The following is a 17,535-nucleotide window of genomic DNA, read 5'->3' as shown; positions in this document are numbered from 1 at the left end:
GCGGAAAACCCAGCAAATGCAGACAAAAAGGTCACGCTTTGGGCTGGATTCACAGGGATAATCACCCGCGCGCCTTGCTCTTGACCCGGTGCCATTGCATTCCTCCTGCATCCGGCCACGCCGCGTGGCCCGACGGTTTCTTCCGGAGATGTCCGCCGCATGAAGGTCGCCCGCACTGCGCTTAGTCTGGTTTTGGCAGCACAGCTGGCTGCGTGCGGCGGAGGCGGGTCTTCATCGTCGCCGCCGACCAGTGGCGGCGGTGTGGTAACCCCCACGCCGCCAACCACGCCGCCGCCCGCCGCGGCCTGCGGTCTGCGGGCCCAGCAGGATTTCGCCGATCAGGTGTTGAACGAGTGGTATCTGTTCCCCAATCTGCTCGCAGCCGCCAGCCCGGCATCGTTCAACAATCTCGATGATTATCTTGATGCCCGCGTTGCGCCGGCCCGCGCGCAGAACCGTGACCGGTTCTTCACCTTTGCGACCTCGATCGCTGAAGAAAACGCGCTGATCAATTCCGGCTCCTCGGCCGGGTTCGGCATTCGCTTGTCCTATGACACCGCGGCACGGCGGGTGTTTGTGGCCGAAGCCTATGAAGGTGCGAGCGGTTTTGCGGCCGGGCTCGACCGCGGGGCCGAGATCACGGCGATCGGGACAACGGCCAACACCTTGCAGAGCGTCAGCAACTTATTCACCACCGGCGGAGCGCAGGCGGTGGCCGACGCACTGGGCCCGTCCACCGCAGGCACGGCGCGGGTGCTGCGGTTCACGCAGCCTGGCGGCGCCGTGATTGAGCGGGCCATCACCAAGACCGACTTTGCGCTTGATCCCCTGTCGGACCGTTATGGCGCGCTGATCCTGAACGATGGCGCCAAGCGGGTCGGTTACATCAACCTGCGCACTTTCATCATCGCCGATGCCGCCGCCCAGCTGCGCGCCGCCTATGGCCAGTTTGCCGCACAAGGCGTGACCGAACTGATCCTCGATTTCCGCTACAATGGCGGCGGGCTGGTCAGTGTCGCTGATACAATGGGCGATCTGATGGGCGCGGGCCGGGTCGGGCAGGTGTGGAGCCGCGATGTGCTGCGCCCGTCCAAGGCGGCGGAAAACTCCACCCGATTGTTTCGCACCGAACCCAATGCGATTGCCCCCACCAAGGTCGCGGTTATCACCACCGAGGCCAGCGCATCGGCAAGCGAGCTGGTCACCAATTCGCTGATCCCCTACCTCGGCAATGGTCTGGCACTGGTGGGCCGCAATTCGTTTGGCAAGCCTGTCGGGCAGTTCGGGTTTGATCTGGCGGCCTGCGACCTCAGAGTGCGCGCCGTGGCGTTCCAGACAGTCAACGCCAGTGGTCAGGGCGAATATTTCTCCGGGCTCGCCAGCGTGGTGCCCAATACCTGCCGCGCGGCCGACGATCTCACGCGCCCGCTGGGGGATCCGCGCGAAGCATCGATTGCCGCCGCGCTCGATTTTCTGGGGGGTCGCAGCTGCACGCCGATCAGCGGCGCTGTTGCCGCCAGCACGGCAAGCGCGCCGGTGCAGCGGCAAAGCGCGCGGCAGGCCGCCAGCTTCACGGATCACGAACTGCTCCAGCCGGACCGGCCCAATACCGTCCAGCGTGAATTGCCGGGCCTGTTCTAACCCGGCCTGGCGCGTGTCATAGCCCCTGAGGCACAGTCTCGAAGGCCGGAATGTCGCCGAGATCGACCCAGTCCTGCTTGCTTTTGGCATAGCAGTGAAAGGCCGGCTTCAGAATGCTCGTATCATCCAGCGTCCCGGCCTTGATGAACATCATGCCGGGCGGGCTGTCGACGCGGGTGAATACCGGCGATCCGCAAGTGCCACAAAACTGCCGCCGCACGGTCGCGCCGCTATCGCCGGCGTCATTATAGGTTGTCAGCTCGCCTTGGAAGGTCACCGCGGCATCCGGCACACCGACAATCACCGATAGCGCGCTACCCGCCTGCCGCTGACAGTTCTTGCAATGGCAGGTGACGCATAGCAGCGGTTCAGCGTCGCACGTGTAAAGCACCGCGCCGCACAGGCAGCCTCCGGTGATGGTCATGGCATCTCTCCCCCCGTTTGCGCATCACTACGGCGCGTCGTCGCCGGCCGGCGCTTGACTGGTGGTATAGCCGCACCCCGCCAATGTCTCCCCGCCCAAAGCGATAGTGGCAACGAAGGGGAAGCGCCGGTCGCTCATGCCGTCGCTGCATTCACCCGGCGTCAGTGTCGCCGTCAGCGACTTGCCATCAAGCATGCCGGTAAAGCTGAGGCCGTTGTTCCCGGCAAAGCGCGTGACGGCAATCTGCGTGCCCGGTTGATTATCGGGCGTGGTCCAGACACCGTTCTGCCCGTCGACCACGAGGTTCCAGAATGGTTCTGTGCCGGTCAGAGTGACCACCTCGTCCGGCGCAACGGCATCGAAGGTCTTGCCGGCGGGGTCGATCCCGTCAGCTGCCGGGCTGCATGCAGCGGGAAGCGCGGCGGCCAGCAGCAGGCTTGCAGCGACGCGGTACGAGTGAATGAACATGACAGGCCTCCTTTAGCCCCCCTTGGTAACCCGCACCCGGCACGATGGCAAAGGCCGGACGTGCCAAGGGCGGACCCCGCTTGCGCGGCGCCCGCCCCTGATGTGGCTTGCGATGATGCGCCTGGCTTACTTGGGCATCAGCACCGTATCGATCACGTGGATCAGGCCATTGGACGCGGCGACATCGGTCGCCGTGACCTTGGCGATATTGCCCGCTGCATCGGTCAGCACAACGCCGCCATCAACGATCTTGGCGTTCAGCGTGCCGCCGGCCACGGTCTTGATGGTGTAACCAGCATCGCCGGCCTGCGTAATGGCCGTTGTCAGCGTGGCGGCATCAACAGCGCCTTCCACCACATGGTAGGTCAGGATCGCCTTCAGCGTGTCCTTGTCATCGGTGGTCAGCTTTTCCACGGTGCCGGCAGGCAGCTTGGCAAAGGCATCATTGGTCGGCGCGAACACCGTGAACGGTCCGGTGCCTGACAGCGTTTCGCCAAGCTCGGCTGCGGTCACGGCCGTCACCAGCGTCGAGAATGTGTCATTGCCCTGCGCCACTTCGACAATCGTGCCCGCAGCCGTGGCATCGTCAGCAACGGCGGTGGTGTCAGCGGTCGTGTCGGTTGTCGTCTCTTCAGCGGGGGTTTCGCTGGCACAGGCGACCAAAGCGAGCGCAGCAACCGAAGCGAGCGTGAGATGCATGATCTTCATAGGGTAATCCTCAATAAGGGGGCAGAGGGCCGCGCGGCGCCCCGGTTCAGCGATTGATCCGTGGCAGGCAGGGGTATGGCCAATGCAGCGCGGCCTGGTAACACTACGAAGGCCCGGGGCGAACAGATGTTCCATCCAAGCGGCGTGTTGACCTCAGTTCGTCCGGAACCATGACCGGGTCACCGGGTTGCCGTCTTGCATGACCCACACTCCCACTCGCGCGGCCGCTCTTGCCCGCCTCGCCCAGTTCCTTCCCGCCGCGGGCCGCCGCTATGCCGAAACCCGCAATGCTGATGACGGTCCTGCCGGGGGCGGCCGAAGCAATGTCAGCGAGTTATCGCCCTGGCTGCATGCAGGCCTGATCGGTGCCCCCGAAGTGCTGCAAGCGGTGCTGGCCCAGCACAGCCCCCGCGCGGCGGAAAAGTTCATCGCCGAGGTGTTCTGGCGGATCTACTTCAAAGGCTATCTCGAACAGCGTCCGGCGGTCTGGGCGGATTATTGCACAGGCCGCGACGGGGCGCTGGCGGCGATGGCGCGCAATGCCGGGCTGCAAAAAGCCTATGCCGAGGCCACCGACGGTCGCACCGGGATCGAAGCCTTCGATGTGTGGGCACAGGAACTGGTGGAAACCGGCTATCTCCACAATCACGCCCGGATGTGGTTTGCCAGCATCTGGATTTTTACCCTCAAGCTGGACTGGCGGCTGGGCGCAGACTTCTTCCTGCGGCACCTGATGGACGCCGATGCCGCATCGAACACGCTGTCGTGGCGCTGGGTTGCCGGGCTGCACACCAAGGGCAAGCATTACCTTGCCCGGGCTGATAACATCGCCCGCTACACCGCCCGGCGGCCCGGCGGCGCGTTGGCGGCCAAGGGCTTGGTGCAGGATGCCGAGCCTTTGTCCGAACCGCAGGATTATGGACGGCAGAGGCTTGATCTTCCTCGCCCCATCAGCCCGGCTGACCTTACCGAACCGTTTGTCTTGCTGCTGCACGATGAAGCGGCGCACCATGCCCCGCTGGCCCTTCCCGCGGCGCCCGCCTTCATCATCGGTGCCGCCCGGCCCGATGCGCGATCACCCGGTGATATCGGCGCGAAGGCGCGTGCGTTCGCGGCCGGTGCTGTCACGAGCGGAATGGCAGAGGCTGCGGCGACCTTTGGCTGCCCCGCAGCCGAATGGCACGCGGGCGACCGGTTGGCAGATGTGCTTGCCCAAACCGGGGCCAAGCGCATTGCTCTGCCCTACCTTCCCACTGGCTGGACTCGCGATTCGCTGTGGCCTGACCTCGCCCCGCTTGTAGCAAGCGGGAAAGTGACCACGATCCTCAGCGACGTCGACCGCGCGACCTGGCCTTATGCCAAGGCCGGGTTCTTCGGCGTGGCCAAGGCGATCGATGACGTGCTGCGCGAATGCGGGATTGGCACCGCGGGCTGACGGCATCAATCGGGGCTTAACCATCTGGCATTATCGCTGAGCAGACGTTCCCCACGCCTGAGGCTTTGTGCGCCATGCTCTACCCCAATCGCCTTCAGGCCGCGCTGCTGTTTGATCGCCCGCTTCATACCCTTGATGCGATTGTGCGCGATTTCATCCGGATCGAGGCCATGCGCAGCGGCGCTGCCTTTGCCGTGAGTGAAGAGAACCCGGGCCGCTTCACCCGCCTGTTCTGCCCGACCGAAGAATTGATGCTGACCTTCGAATACTGCGATATGCCTGCGGTAGCCCAGGTCTTTCGCGGGGCCTTGTCATCGCCTTATACGGGTATCCTGACGCCCGATATCCGTGACCGGATCACCGACAGCCGCAGCCACATCCTGCTCGAAGTGTCGCACGGCGTCATGGCCGGGGTCGAGGATGATCCCAAGATTGCCGCCATGTTCGAAGCCATCGGGCGCCCGCCATCAGGCGCAAGCCAAGCCCAATTCGAGCGGCGGCTCGGCGTCCTGTCGTTGATGAGCCGGATTGCGACGGACCATGCTATGCCGCAGGCCGTCCACTGGGTGCAGTCCGACCAGTTGATGAAGGGCGAGATCTTCGACACGCTGGCTGCCGGTGACACCATGCCGGGGCCGCTCCATATCCATCCCTTCCTGTTCGGGCCGCGGCCGGCGCCCGGTGAAGACGCGCTGATCGGCATCCGCAGCTTCGGCGCCCGGCACTGGCTGGGGCGCGAGGTTATCGTCCAGCCCAACGTCTTGCCGTGGGCTGTCAACTTCGAAACGATGCTCGCCTTTATCCGGGTGGCGACAATGCCCAATGGTTACGTGATCCCGGATGGCGACACCTTCGGACCGGAGGATCGCAGCCTGTCGTACCGCGTCATCCACCATGCCGCCGGCGCCGATATCGGCTATGCCGTGGCCGAGCCGGCCGACATGGCGCTTTATGAACTGATCCCCTTGAAGCATGTCGCGCAAAGGTTTGTCGCACCCGACCACGTGCCTGACGCGAATGTGTTCGATGATCGCGCGTTCCCCGCCGCCATCATGCCAGCCGGTCAGGACGAAAAGGCCGCCCTTGCCAATGAATGGGCGCACAAACGCCGCCTTGCCGAAGGGATCGGAGGGCAGTTCGAGGTGCGCGCGGCGAGCGGGGCGGATGCTCATCAGCCGCCGCCCGCGCCCACCACGCCGCCCACACGGGTCGCATCCCCCACCCCAAGCCAGCCGGCCATGCCGGGGCTTAGCGGCAGAGGTCTGCGGACGCGCGTCTTCGGGCGCAAGGGCCTGTAAACCCTCGTCTCTTAGGCCGCGTCAGTCTTGCTTGTCGGGGGACGGATCGCGGTGGTGGCGCTCGGCCTTGCCCAAGATGCGCCCGAGCCGTTCGGCCATCGTGTTGGCCGCGATCCGCGCCGCAGCGTCGACATCTGCAGCCTTACCAGTGACCCCGATCGGACGACTGCCGCGCGGGCGGGCTTCGATGGTGCAATGCTTGTCATCCGCGCCATGCTTGCGGCCATTGACGTCCGAGACATGGACTTCGATCCGGGTCAGACGGTCGGAAAATCGCTCCAGCCGCTTGCGCACCTGCGCCTCGATGCGCTGCGCAACATCCCGCGTGCCCATCACCGAACTATCGGTGTTGAACTGGAATTGCATGGTGGTCATAGCTGATTCTCCTTTGGCTTCAGTATCCTGTTGCCCAAGAAGAATATGGAGCGGGCGTATCGCGCTTGCCAGCACAATACGCCGAACCGTTCAGGAGAGCAGGCTTTCTGCGGCACGCTTTTCCGTGCGCGCCAGATCGGCCTTCACCCGTTCTTCGGTGGTCTTGCGGGCCTGTTCGGCAAGGCCGCGCCACGTTTTCTCGGAGCGCAGCTCACGGTCGCGCACATTGTCCAGCGTGGCTTTTTCAGCGAGCACTGCGGCCTCATCGGCGCGTTCGGAGTAGAATTCGTAGGTCTGAGCCATCGGGATGTCCTGCCGCAGGAGGGGGTAGGCGGGAGTCTGTCGTGGCGGGGCAGGACGCGGCTGCGCCCTGCCCCGGTATGCAGTGGCTTAGGCAGCCGAAAGGTTGACGGCGCTTTCCTTGCCGTTGCGCCCGCGCTCAAGCTCGAAGCTCAGACGCTGGTCCTTTTCGAGGCTGTGCATGCCAGCGGCCTGCACGGCCGTGATGTGGACGAAGCTGTCCGACGAACCATCGTCAGGCTGAATGAAGCCGTAGCCCTTGTCGGTGTTGAAGAACTTAACGGTTCCGGTCTTGGTAGTCATAGTCTGTTCCCTTCAAGAACAATGTATTGCGCCCGGCAACAGGCCGCGCGGTTAGTGCGTCGTATCGTCCGATGAAAGGAAGTCGTCTTCTGGTATACGCCGGGGCCCGAGGGTAAACCTGTGGCAAGCGGCGGAGCACAAATTTCGAAGTCCGTCGCAAATTTCGACGTCAGCGGGAATGCTGTAGCACACAACGGGGGTATCTCCTAATCGTGGGATGAAACGACTGTTCCGGCGCGCAGCACCGCATGCGCGGCCGCGCGCCCGCAGGTGCCCGCGCGAAGCGCCAAACGCACCGAGGACGCCTGCCCGCATGAGCCGGCGGAACGCAAAAACGGGTGACGAAGGTTACACCCTGTCACTCTGGCGCTTTCCAGCCATTCTCTTGTAATGCCGCCATTAATTCGTCATCGCCGAGGCCGGACGGACAGGGGAACGCGGCCCGTTTGCGGCCCTGTCCGGGGATGCTGGAAAAGGCGCGATGCAGCGTCTCGATCTCGCCCGGCTCGTGCGGCAGCAGCGCGCCGGTATCGACCAGTTCGCCCTGTTCCAGCTTGTCCAGCAGCGTTTCGAAATCGCGCGCATGGCGTTCGGCCACCGGCGCCAGCCGCCCGAACAGCGGATTGCCCCCGGCCGTAAACCGCCCGAGCAAGGCCACCGTCAGCCGTTCGTCATAGCGGCGATAGGCGCCCACCTGCTCACCCTGAAAGAACACCGGCACCTCGACCCCGTTCAGCGCCCTTTCGAGCGCAGCATGGGCCAGCACATCATAGGAATGGTGGAAGGCCACCTCCCACGCCAGATCAAACGGCAGGCCTTTCAGCCGTGATCGCAGGCGGTAAGCCGATTGCCGGCTCATCCCGACCGATCGCGCCGCTTCGGACACCGAGTGGCTGGCCGAAAGCGCGCGCAGGAACGCGGCCTGCTTGGCCCGAGTCCAGCCATCATGGCGCGGCGGCGGTTCACCTGCGCCGGGACCAGTAGCGGGCCCAGTAGCAGGCGCAGTGGCGGGCGCAGTAGCGGACGCAGCGGGGGAGGACGGGACGGCTTTCAACCGGGGTGATGGACGCGAACTGCGCGGGGGGCGGGCGTTTGGCATCCGGGCAGGATGACGCCAGAACAGCCAAGTAGGAAAGAGGGCTCGCACCCCTTACCGCACGCATACCGCTCGGCTAGAGCAGCGCGATGACATCCATCACCATCCTGATCGACGCCGACGCCTGCCCGGTAAAGGACGAAATCTACCGCGTCGCCGAGCGGTTCCGCGCCGAAGTCCGCGTGGTCAGCAACGCCCCGTTCCGCATTCCCGACAGCCCGCGAGTGAAGCGTGTGGTGGTGAGCGATGGCTTCGACGCGGCGGACGACTGGATTGCGGAGGCGGCGGATGCGCGGTCGGTGGTGGTGACCGCCGACATCCTGCTGGCCGACCGCTGCCTGAAAGCCGGCGCGCGGGTGCTGAAACATAACGGCGAGGAGTTTACGGCGGCCAGTATTGGCGGCGCGATTGCGACCCGCGCGATCATGGCTGATTTGCGCGCCGGGATGGACGGGGTTGGGGGTGGCCCTGCACCGTTCGGGAAGGCGGATCGGTCGCGGTTTTTGCAGGCGCTGGACCGGGTGCTGGTGGGGATGGGGTGATGGGGGGTGAAAGAAATCGGGGGAAGTTATAGCGCCAGCATCAGATCAAGATCAGGATACTCGATTCCAGTTGTGGCCTTTACAAACCGGCGAAAGGATCTGTCTCGCTGGTAGAGTTTGGAAGGGTCAATTCTCTTAGCCAACTCGCCTTGGTCTGCTGTTTCACTGTAGCCGTCCTCAAGAAACTTGCGCAATGATCCCTTTGCATCTCGTATAAGATCGTGCCGTTCAATCGGTAAATCTAGTCCTGGCTTTAAATCCGACTCCGGCAATTCTTCCAAAGACGCCAGAAGCCATGCTTCAAATTCACGAATACAGAAGCAAATTTCGATCGACACCCCGTATCGCTCATGAAGTTTATCAATTCGGCCGGCAAGTAAACCACGCTCTGTCACGGGACAGCCATCGTCGAGATCAACGACTATCAGCACTCGCTCACATCCATGACGAGAGGCGGCAAGCTGGACAAAACCCTCTAAGCCACCCGCTTTCTTGATTGAACCCCAGCCGCGCGAACGTATTGGCCGACTTGTGTACAGCGGCAGCCCGCATGACGCCCCTATTTTTGCGACAACGTGTGGCATCGCCACGACATCGCCATGCCCTTCAACGATCAGAACTAGATCAGGCAACATCCAATCCTTCGGCTAAAAGAACGTCCCCTAAAGTCATTAATCCTTCTGCAACGACAGTCTTTTGCCTCAATGACACTTCACCAAATTGGGTGGAATGCCCGTCATTCTGCACAGCAATGACCTCACTCACTTTAAATAAATCCATCAATAATGAGCTATGAGTTGTCACGAACACTTGACCGTTTTCACGATCGTTGAGGTAATTATCGATAGCATCTTTAATTAATTGAAGAAGCGCTGGATGTATCATCTGTTCGGGCTCTTCCAATATAATTTTCGACGGCGCGTTATTCTGATTCAGTGCAACCAGTATCCCTAAAATCCTCAATGTCCCATCCGATATTTGCGACATATTCAACTCATGCGTCTCTCCGCTGACTTTGTCCCTAACCAAGAATGATGGCACGTAGTAACCGGCAGCCGATTTTGTTGTGATGTTTACGAGGCTCGGAAGCACCACACGCAAATCTTTTACTAATCTCTTCCTCCGCTGAGGAGTTAATTGCTTGATTATCGCCGCAATATTACTGCCATCGTGCTCAAGATCGACAGATCGAGAAACAGCCTGAGGAGCCCTAATTGTATTGGGAAATATACTATAGGAGGAAAGCGATTGCAACTCTGCTTGGACCGGAATTACAAAGAAAAATAAGTCATGATAAGCACGAGAGACCCGATATAGTAAAGACGTTACTCCATCTAATTTAAAAAGTCTTTCCTCATCAGATTCACTGATTTCAATTTTTTCTGCAGTCGTCGTGTATTCTAAATTTCCCAACCTATTTCTTTTAATCAAGGTATGGATTTCTTCCTTAAACCACGGCGCCTTACCGTTCCACTCGATCATCTCGTCAATAATTCGGTAGGAATTTCTTGAAGATGAAAATGTTATTCTGTATTGCCCAAAACCATTATCATCTCTTATTTTTACTTCAATTGTAACATGATAAGGTTTATATTTAGAGTATTGGCGAATGCTGTCGGCGCCATGTCGGCGTGTCATCGCATAATCAAGATCTTCGTTTGCGATGTCAGATAGAAACGCAAGTGCATCAACGATATTAGATTTTCCGCTGCCATTTTTGCCGACCAACACGTTAGCGCGCTTCAGGCGAACGGAACCTTCGAAAATCGACTTGTAATGTGAAATAGATAGCTCTTCGATCACAACAAGCTCAACCTCTTGACTCTCTTGTGGTAACGATAGCGCAGATCGCTGCAATGTCCACTATCAGGCTAGAATTCCGCCTTGCGCTCGTATCGGCGTAGTCGCCTTTGCCGGTATCGAGGATCTGGTTACCGCATACGTGAGATGACCCTCCCCCACATTGACACCACCCCCCATCAGGCCCACGCCCGCGCTCGGGCATCTCGCCCCTGATCGGAAAACCTATGGCCAAGGGCCAACAGAAGAAGAGCCGCGAAGCGCGTAAGCCTAAAGCGGACAAGGGGCCGAAGCTCAACGCCAGCCAGCCCAGCACCAAGCCCGGTGGGATCAAGGGGCTGGAGAACATGAAGAACAGCTGACGGGGGATTGCCCCTTCCCTTCAGGGGAAGCGAAGCTGGCGCGCAGCGTCAACGGGTTGGGGATGGGTTTGCGGCGCTCGAAATGACGTCTTGCCCTCTCGCCGCCGAGCCCCCACCCCCGGCCCCTCCCCGTGGGAAGGGGGGAAGAAACGCGCGGATTTGCCATTTGCGACGCCAGCCTTCAGGACGGGCGGCATGATGCATGTCACCCCCGCCTTTTGCGCCGCCGCGCTTCGCCCTGCCGCCCTGCTCGCTCCGCTGCTGGCGCTGGCGGCCTGCGTTTCCCCCGCGACAGGCCGGAGCGATCCCCAAGGCGACTTCATGGCCGCGCTGGCCAGCCATTGCGGCAAGGCCTATGCGGGCCGCCTCGTCTCCTCCGATGCGGCCGATGCCGACATGGCGGGCGCGGCGATGGTGGTGCATTTTCGCGAATGCTCGGCAGGCCGCATGGCGATCCCGTTCCATGTGCGGGGGCAGGACGGCACGTGGGACCGCTCGCGCACCTGGCTCATCACCCGCACCGCGGCAGGCCTCCGGCTGAAGCACGATCACCGCCACGCCGACGGAACGCATGATGCGGTAACGCTGTATGGCGGGGACACGGCGGATGGCGGCACGGCGGGCGCGCAGGACTTCCCGGTGGATCAGGAAAGCATCGCGCTGTTCCGCGCGGGCGGGCGGACGGCGTCGGTCACCAATGTGTGGCGCGTCGAGATCACCCCGGCGACCTACACCTACCAGCTGAGCCGCGCGGGCCGCCTGTTCCGGGTGGAGTTCGATCTCACCCGGCCCGTCACCCCGCCGCCTGCACCGTGGGGCTGGTGATCCGCGACCGCTGACAGGAGGCGGGACGGCGCGCCGATCCGGCCCGCCGCCCCTTGCTCTTAGTCGTGCTCGCGCCCGCCCGCGCCGACATACAGCTCGCGCCCGCCTTCGTTGTAGCGGCGGCTCATTTCCTCCATGCCCTTCAATGCGGCCTGACGGCTGGCCTCGGCGGTGTCGGACCCCAGCTTTTCGGAGGCGAGGAAGCTTTCGGGGCTTTCGTTCTGCTTGGCGGCGAAATCGCGCACGTCCTGGCTGATCTGCATCGAGCAGAACTTCGGCCCGCACATCGAGCAGAAATGCGCCGACTTCGCGCCTTCGGCCGGCAGGGTCTGGTCGTGATATTGCTCGGCAGTTTCGGGGTCGAGGCTGAGGTTGAACTGGTCGCGCCAGCGGAACTCGAACCGCGCTTTGGAGAGCGCATTGTCGCGCACCTGCGAGGCCGGGTGGCCCTTGGCCAAGTCCGCCGCGTGGGCGGCCAGCTTGTAGGTGATCACGCCGACCTTCACGTCGTCGCGGTCAGGCAGGCCCAGATGCTCCTTGGGCGTGACGTAGCAGAGCATTGCGGTGCCATACCACCCGATCTGTGCAGCCCCGATGCCGCTGGTGATGTGATCATACCCCGGCGCGATGTCGGTGACGAGCGGCCCCAAGGTGTAGAACGGCGCTTCGCCGCAGACCTGCAGCTGCTTTTCCATGTTCTCCTTGATCTTGTGCATGGGCACGTGGCCCGGCCCTTCGATCATCACCTGCACATCCTGCGCCCAGGCGCGGTGGGTGAGTTCGCCCAGTGTGTAGAGTTCGGAGAACTGCGCTTCGTCATTGGCGTCGGCGATGGAGCCGGGGCGCAGACCATCGCCGAGGCTGTAGGCGATGTCATAGGCCTTCATGATCTCGGTGATCTCGTCGAAGTGCTCGTAGAGGAAGCTTTCCTTGTGGTGGGCGAGGCACCACTTGGCCATGATCGAGCCGCCGCGGCTGACGATCCCGGTGACGCGCTTGGCCGCCATCGGGACATAGGCGAGACGCACGCCCGCGTGGATGGTGAAATAGTCCACGCCCTGTTCGGCCTGTTCGATCAGCGTGTCGCGGAAGATCTCCCACGTCAGCTCCTCGGCCACCCCGCCGACCTTTTCGAGCGCCTGATAGATCGGCACGGTGCCGACCGGCACGGCGGAATTGCGGATGATCCATTCGCGGGTGTCGTGGATGTTGCGGCCCGTCGAAAGGTCCATGATCGTGTCCGCGCCCCAGCGGGTCGCCCAGACCATCTTGTCGACTTCGGTGGCGACGTTGCTGGCGACGGCGGAATTGCCGATATTGGCGTTGATCTTGACGAGGAAGTTGCGCCCGATCGCCATCGGCTCGGACTCAGGGTGGTTGATGTTGTTGGGGATGATCGCACGCCCGCGGGCGATTTCCTGCCGCACGAATTCCGGCGTGATGATGGTCGGGATTTCCGCACCCCAGCTCTGCCCATCGCGCACCATGTCGGCGGCGATCTCGCGCCCGAGATTCTCGCGCTCGGCAACATATTCCATTTCCGGTGTGATGATGCCTTTGCGGGCATAGTGCATCTGGCTGACGTTCATGCCAGCCTTGGCGCGCAGCGGGCGCTTCACGGCATTGGGGAACTGCGGGACGCCGCCCGAACGATCAGGGCCGAGCTGGCCATTGTCTTCCGGCTTCACCTCGCGCCCGTCATAAGCCTCGACATCGCCGCGGGCCATGATCCAGTCGCGGCGCAGCGGGGCGAGCCCGGCGTTGATGTCGATGTGCGCGGCGGGATCGGTGTAGGGGCCGGAGGTGTCGTAAACCCGCACGCTCGGCTCGCCGCCCTCAAGGTCGATCTCGCGCATCGCAACGCGGATGCCGGAGCCGGTGCGCGCGCCGACATAGATCTTGCGGCTGCCACGGATCGGCCCGGTGGTGACGCCGATTTCGACGGGTGAATTGATGTCGGCCATATCTGCTCTCTCTCCAATGCGGAGGACAAGCGGACCTGTGGCACAGCGACCAACCCGCTCCCTCCGCCGATGCTAATCGGTTCAGGTTCAACGGGTCGGACGGTGCTAACCGCCCCTCTCAGCCTCAGCAGGCTCCCCGGGGATGGCGATGGATTAGAGAGTTTGTGCGGGGGTGTCGAGCCTCACTCGATCACCCGGCCCCGCACCATCACGAAGTCGACCTTTTCCAGCACGGTCACATCACTGAGCGGATTGCCGTCCACCGCGATGATGTCCGCCGAAAAGCCGGGGGCGAGCTTGCCAATCTGGTTGTCCATGCCGAGCACCTTGGCCGCCACCGTGGTGGCGCTGGCCAGCACTTCGCGGTCGGTCATGCCCTGCTTCTTCATAAGTGCCAGTTCCTCACCATTGCGGCCGTGCTGGTACACGCCTGCGTCTGTGCCGAAGGCGACCGTCACGCCATATTGGCGGGCGCGCGCGACGAGGGAGTTCATCAGCGGCTGCACCGCGCGGATCTTGTCTTCGACCACGGGGGTATAGACGCCCTTGCCCAGCCCTTCGCTGACGCCTTCCAGCGCCATCAGGGTCGGCACCAGCACGGTGCCATTGGCCTTCATCGCCTTGGCCGCGGCCTCATCGAGACAGGTGCCGTGCTCGATCGAATCGATGCCCGCTTCGGCAGCCTGCTGGATCCCGCGCGCACCGTGGGCATGGGCCATTACCTTCAGCCCGAGCGAGTGGGCGGTGTCAGCAATCGCCTTCATCTCTTCCGAAGTAAAGTGCGCCTCCAGCCCGCGGCCCTGCTGGCTCAAAACGCCCCCGGTGGCCGTGATCTTGATGACGTCCGATCCGTTCTGGCTGGCCAGCCGCACCTTGGCCGCACATTCCACTGCGCCGGTGCAGGTAAAGCCGGAATCGAGCAGTTCGTTAACTTCGGAGCGGAAGCCATTGACGTCGGCATGGCCGCCAATGATCGCCAGCGCCGGGCCGGCGGCTACAATGCGCGGCCCCGGCACCAGCCCTTCGGCTGTGCCGCGCCGCAGCGAGAAGGCCGTATCCTTGCCGCTGCCCGCTTCGCGCACGGTGGTGAACCCGGCCAGCGCCGTGATCCGCGCGTTCTTGGCGCCCACAACCACGCCCCATTCGTCAGGCTCGGTCGCTTCCTTCCAGAAATCGCCGCCCGGATCGCCGGTCAGGTGGGTGTGGAGATCGATCAGACCGGGCAACACGGTCTTGGTCTTGAGGTCGATTTCGCGATCAGCGGTCACGGCACCGTGACCAGATGTGATCGACACGATCTTGCCGTCGGTAACGAGGATCGTGGCAGCCCCGCTCGGCTCGGCAGCGGCATCGGTGATCACCGCGCCTGCCCGGATCGCCACGGTTTCAGCCAGCAGCGGTGCGCCCGCCAGCCCAGCCAAAATCGTCCCCACAGATAGCGCCCACGCGCGGCCCAGTTTTGCCATGTCTTCAAACTCCCCACGCCGCTATCCGGCTTTGGGGTCTGATGCGCTCAGGCCCGGCGCTTGGCAAGGGGGGTGCGCAGGCGGCCCGCCATCAAAAGGTGTAGGCCAGCCCCAGACCGATAATGAACTGATCGGAATCGCCCCGCAGCGCGGTGTAGGGCGTGTCCGAACTGTCCCCGATGAGGCGCGAATAGCCGCCGACCCCGGTGATCGCCCAGCCGCCGCTCAGGGGCTTGCCATCAAGATCATAGGTCAGGATCGCCACTGTCCCCATGCGATTGAGGCCGCCATCGGCGCGAAACTGCGGCAGGCCGGTGGCCAGCGCCTGCGCGGGGTTCACGGTGAAATAGTAATCGGCAAAACTGTCATCGACGAATTCGGCGCTCGCCTGCACTTGCAGCGCGAAACTGCGGCCCACGGGCGCGCGGTAGGTGATCTGGGGTTCGACAATCATGCCGCTGTGGGCGCCCAGCACATCCCAGCGCGCCTGCACGCCAAAGCCCAGCTGGTCGAAGGTCTTGAACACATTGGGAAAGGTCACCGCGACATTGCCGCCCACTTCCAGCGCGGCATCGAGCTTGCCGGCGCGCGCGACCACTTCGTCGCTGATGCGGTTGTTGCGATCATTGCGGAAGCGGAAGGCCGGACCAAAGGCCACGCGCGCGCCCTTGCGCGGGCCCATTGCGGGCGGGGGCGAATTGACATCGAGGACAAAGCCCGGCCCATTCGGGCTGATGCCGATCCCGCCGACCCGCCCAACGATCAGTGGCAGCGGGAAAGCGATATAATCGTTGGACCCGGCATAGCTCGGCACCATGCCGACGCCGAGGCCGATCGTCGCCCAGGTCTCGTCATAGACCGGCTTGCTGAACGAAAACGGCGGCGCGGCTGCGGGCGGCATGGCGGGCTGGGCGGACGGGGCTGAGACCGCCACAGGCCCGGCTTCAGTGTCCATTGCGGCCTCGGCGTCGGTTTCGCTACTATCGGCCTCGCCCTCCGAAGCAAGGACAGGCGCGGCGCCAAGGGCAGCGATCATAAGTGCAGGTGCCAGCGAGCCAAAGGCAGAACGAAGCGTCACGGAGGCAATCCTTTTGGACGGGGTTGGTGGGCGTGTCTGGCGAGCGCCTTATTGTTTTTGCGTGATGTTGCAACATCCGAATCGCGCGAGTGATTGCGGTGGGCGCGGCGCTGGCCTAGGGCAGAGGCGATGGTCGATTCACCGCACGCAACCGGCACGCACAGCGCCGCCCCCTATGACGTGATTATCGTCGGCGGCGGGCTTGCAGGTGGGCTGATTGCGCTGGCGCTGTACCGCCACGCCCCGGATTGCCGGTTTGTGGTGATCGAAGCGGGCCGCAGCTTTGGCGGGCATCATCGCTGGAGCTGGTTTGAAACCGATATCCGGCCGCGTGCGCGCGGCCTGATGGCAGGCTTTGATCTCAACGGTTGGGACGAAGGCTACGACATCACCTTTCCGCGCCTCGGCCGCACCTTGCCGACATCATACCGCTCGCTCGCCAGCGCCGAATTTCATGCCAAGCTGATGGCCGAGCTGCCGCCGCAGACCGTGATGCTGGATACCAAGGCCGCACAGCTGGATGCGAGCGGGGTGACGCTGGCCGATGGCAAGCGGCTGGCCGCCAAGCGCGTGATCGATTGCCGCCCGTTCAAGCCCTCCAAGGCGCTGTCGGGCGGCTGGCAGGTGTTTCTCGGCCAGCAATTCCGCTGCGAAACGCCGCACGGCCTCACCCGCCCCATCATCATGGATGCCAATGTCGATCAGCTCGCGCCGCATGGCAATGGTGCGGCTTACCGCTTCGTCTATGTCCTGCCGCTGTCGCCGACCGACGTGTTCATCGAAGACACCTACTATGCCGATCAGCCCAAGATGGACGCTGATGTGTTGAAAGGCCGGATCGCCGAATATGCCCACCTTCGCGGGTGGAAGGGCGAAGTGGTCGATCAGGAAGCGGGCATCCTGCCGGTGATCTCGGGCGGCGATTTCAACGCGGCGCTGGCCGAGGTCGCCATCCCCGGCGTCGCGCTGGCCGGTGCACGCGGGGGCTTTTCGCATCCGCTGACCAGTTACACTCTGCCCTTTGCGGTCGATAATGCGCTGGCCATTGCGCACCTTATCGCCAGCCGTCCGGCGCTGACCGGCGATGAACTCGCCGCTTTCTGCACCCGCCGGTCAAAACGCCACTGGCGCGCGACAGCCTATTACCGGATGCTGACCCGGATGCTGTTCGAAGCAGCCGAGCCTGACAAGCGGGTGGTGGTGTTCGAACATTTCTACGCGCTGCGCGGCGCGCTGGTGGAACGCTTTTACGCCGGCCGATCCACCTGGCCTGACCGGCTGCGCATCCTCACGGGCAAGCCGCCCGTAGCTATCCCGCGCGCGATCCGTGCGCTGTTTTCCTCTGGCAAGCCCCTCGACGCCAAGCCTTTCAACATGGAGACCCCGGCATGAACGCCGACGTGAAAATCAACATCGCTGGCGCCACCACCGGTAAGGGCATCAACCCCGC

The 17,535-nt window shown here is 63.1% G+C and carries 19 protein-coding genes and 1 riboswitch; of the genes, 7 read left to right on the top strand and 12 right to left on the bottom strand.

The features are described from left to right. The first annotated feature begins 159 nt into the window (after positions 1-159). Complete coding sequence (locus tag C0V72_RS06600) at positions 160-1,641, top strand: S41 family peptidase (RefSeq protein WP_101792459.1); 1,482 nt, start codon at positions 160-162, stop codon at positions 1,639-1,641. A gap of 16 nt (positions 1,642-1,657) precedes the next feature. Here the strand turns inward: C0V72_RS06600 and C0V72_RS06595 are convergent, their stop codons facing one another. The 3 genes from C0V72_RS06595 to C0V72_RS06585 all read right to left on the bottom strand — a co-directional run bounded on the left by C0V72_RS06595 (position 1,658) and on the right by C0V72_RS06585 (position 3,241). Next, complete coding sequence (locus C0V72_RS06595; RefSeq protein WP_101792456.1) at positions 1,658-2,065, bottom strand: GFA family protein; 408 nt, start codon at positions 2,063-2,065, stop codon at positions 1,658-1,660. Positions 2,066-2,092: 27 nt separating this feature from the next. After that, complete coding sequence (locus C0V72_RS06590) at positions 2,093-2,533, bottom strand: COG3650 family protein (protein WP_101792454.1); 441 nt, start codon at positions 2,531-2,533, stop codon at positions 2,093-2,095. Between the two features lie 126 nt (positions 2,534-2,659). Then, positions 2,660-3,241 (bottom strand): fasciclin domain-containing protein, encoded by a 582-nt coding sequence (locus tag C0V72_RS06585; RefSeq protein WP_101792452.1) that lies wholly within the window; start codon positions 3,239-3,241, stop codon positions 2,660-2,662. A gap of 199 nt (positions 3,242-3,440) precedes the next feature. Between C0V72_RS06585 and C0V72_RS06580 the strand changes: the two genes are divergently transcribed. Together C0V72_RS06580 and C0V72_RS06575 are read left to right on the top strand one after the other, a co-directional pair. Beyond that, on the top strand, positions 3,441-4,676 hold the full coding sequence (locus C0V72_RS06580; protein ID WP_101792449.1) for an FAD-binding domain-containing protein: 1,236 nt from the start codon (positions 3,441-3,443) through the stop codon (positions 4,674-4,676). 74 nt (positions 4,677-4,750) lie between these two features. Further along, positions 4,751-5,974, top strand: a complete 1,224-nt coding sequence (locus C0V72_RS06575) for a hypothetical protein (RefSeq protein ID WP_101792446.1) — start codon at positions 4,751-4,753, stop codon at positions 5,972-5,974. Between the two features lie 21 nt (positions 5,975-5,995). Here C0V72_RS06575 and C0V72_RS06570 read toward each other — a convergent pair whose 3' ends face one another. The 4 genes from C0V72_RS06570 to C0V72_RS06555 form a co-directional block, all read right to left on the bottom strand. After that, on the bottom strand, positions 5,996-6,349 hold the full coding sequence (locus C0V72_RS06570) for an HPF/RaiA family ribosome-associated protein (protein ID WP_233999823.1): 354 nt from the start codon (positions 6,347-6,349) through the stop codon (positions 5,996-5,998). Positions 6,350-6,439: 90 nt separating this feature from the next. Further along, complete coding sequence (locus tag C0V72_RS06565) at positions 6,440-6,652, bottom strand: hypothetical protein (protein ID WP_101792443.1); 213 nt, start codon at positions 6,650-6,652, stop codon at positions 6,440-6,442. A gap of 87 nt (positions 6,653-6,739) precedes the next feature. Further along, on the bottom strand, positions 6,740-6,952 hold the full coding sequence (locus tag C0V72_RS06560) for a cold-shock protein (RefSeq protein WP_101792440.1): 213 nt from the start codon (positions 6,950-6,952) through the stop codon (positions 6,740-6,742). A 358-nt stretch (positions 6,953-7,310) separates the two neighbouring features. After that, a complete protein-coding gene (locus C0V72_RS06555; protein WP_101792436.1) occupies positions 7,311-7,838 on the bottom strand; it encodes a hypothetical protein in 528 nt (175 codons plus the stop codon). Positions 7,839-8,137: 299 nt separating this feature from the next. Between C0V72_RS06555 and C0V72_RS06550 the strand changes: the two genes are divergently transcribed. Continuing rightward, complete coding sequence (locus C0V72_RS06550) at positions 8,138-8,590, top strand: YaiI/YqxD family protein (protein WP_101792433.1); 453 nt, start codon at positions 8,138-8,140, stop codon at positions 8,588-8,590. A gap of 26 nt (positions 8,591-8,616) precedes the next feature. On the opposite strand, the gene C0V72_RS06545 is transcribed toward C0V72_RS06550, so the two are convergent. Further along, positions 8,617-9,222 carry a DUF4276 family protein gene (locus tag C0V72_RS06545; RefSeq protein ID WP_172438934.1) on the bottom strand — a complete coding sequence of 202 codons (606 nt, stop codon included), beginning with the start codon at positions 9,220-9,222 and terminating at the stop codon, positions 8,617-8,619. Continuing rightward, positions 9,215-10,393, bottom strand: coding sequence for an AAA family ATPase (locus tag C0V72_RS06540; protein ID WP_172438933.1), 1,179 nt, complete (start codon positions 10,391-10,393; stop codon positions 9,215-9,217). Before C0V72_RS06540 ends, C0V72_RS06545 begins: the two co-directional genes overlap by 8 nt. Positions 10,394-10,617: 224 nt before the next feature. On the opposite strand from C0V72_RS06540, the gene C0V72_RS16725 reads away from it, so the two are divergent. Both C0V72_RS16725 and C0V72_RS06535 read left to right on the top strand, forming a co-directional pair. Beyond that, positions 10,618-10,752, top strand: a complete 135-nt coding sequence (locus C0V72_RS16725) for a hypothetical protein (RefSeq protein WP_267886197.1) — start codon at positions 10,618-10,620, stop codon at positions 10,750-10,752. A gap of 195 nt (positions 10,753-10,947) precedes the next feature. Next, entirely contained in the window at positions 10,948-11,577 is a 630-nt protein-coding gene (locus tag C0V72_RS06535; protein WP_172438932.1) for a hypothetical protein, read from the top strand. A gap of 59 nt (positions 11,578-11,636) precedes the next feature. Here C0V72_RS06535 and thiC read toward each other — a convergent pair whose 3' ends face one another. From thiC to C0V72_RS06520, 3 genes are all read right to left on the bottom strand, one after another. Beyond that, positions 11,637-13,541 carry a phosphomethylpyrimidine synthase ThiC gene (thiC, locus tag C0V72_RS06530; RefSeq protein WP_101792424.1) on the bottom strand — a complete coding sequence of 635 codons (1,905 nt, stop codon included), beginning with the start codon at positions 13,539-13,541 and terminating at the stop codon, positions 11,637-11,639. Between the two features lie 40 nt (positions 13,542-13,581). After that, positions 13,582-13,690: riboswitch (TPP riboswitch) on the bottom strand. Between the two features lie 33 nt (positions 13,691-13,723). Further along, positions 13,724-15,007: a metal-dependent hydrolase family protein gene (locus C0V72_RS06525; protein WP_101792421.1), complete on the bottom strand. Its 1,284-nt coding sequence runs from the start codon at positions 15,005-15,007 to the stop codon at positions 13,724-13,726. Between the two features lie 91 nt (positions 15,008-15,098). Next, positions 15,099-16,085 carry a MipA/OmpV family protein gene (locus tag C0V72_RS06520; RefSeq protein ID WP_143704537.1) on the bottom strand — a complete coding sequence of 329 codons (987 nt, stop codon included), beginning with the start codon at positions 16,083-16,085 and terminating at the stop codon, positions 15,099-15,101. 129 nt (positions 16,086-16,214) lie between these two features. Between C0V72_RS06520 and crtY the strand changes: the two genes are divergently transcribed. After that, complete coding sequence (gene crtY, locus C0V72_RS06515) at positions 16,215-17,477, top strand: lycopene beta-cyclase CrtY (protein WP_101792419.1); 1,263 nt, start codon at positions 16,215-16,217, stop codon at positions 17,475-17,477. The last annotated feature ends 58 nt before the right edge of the window (positions 17,478-17,535 follow it).

The organism is Porphyrobacter sp. TH134 (assembly GCF_002855495.1).
In the GTDB taxonomy this organism is placed as follows: Bacteria; Pseudomonadota; Alphaproteobacteria; order Sphingomonadales; family Sphingomonadaceae; genus Erythrobacter.
The sequence above is the reverse complement of the archived record's forward strand: the minus strand, read 5'-3'. Positions and strand labels throughout refer to the sequence as shown.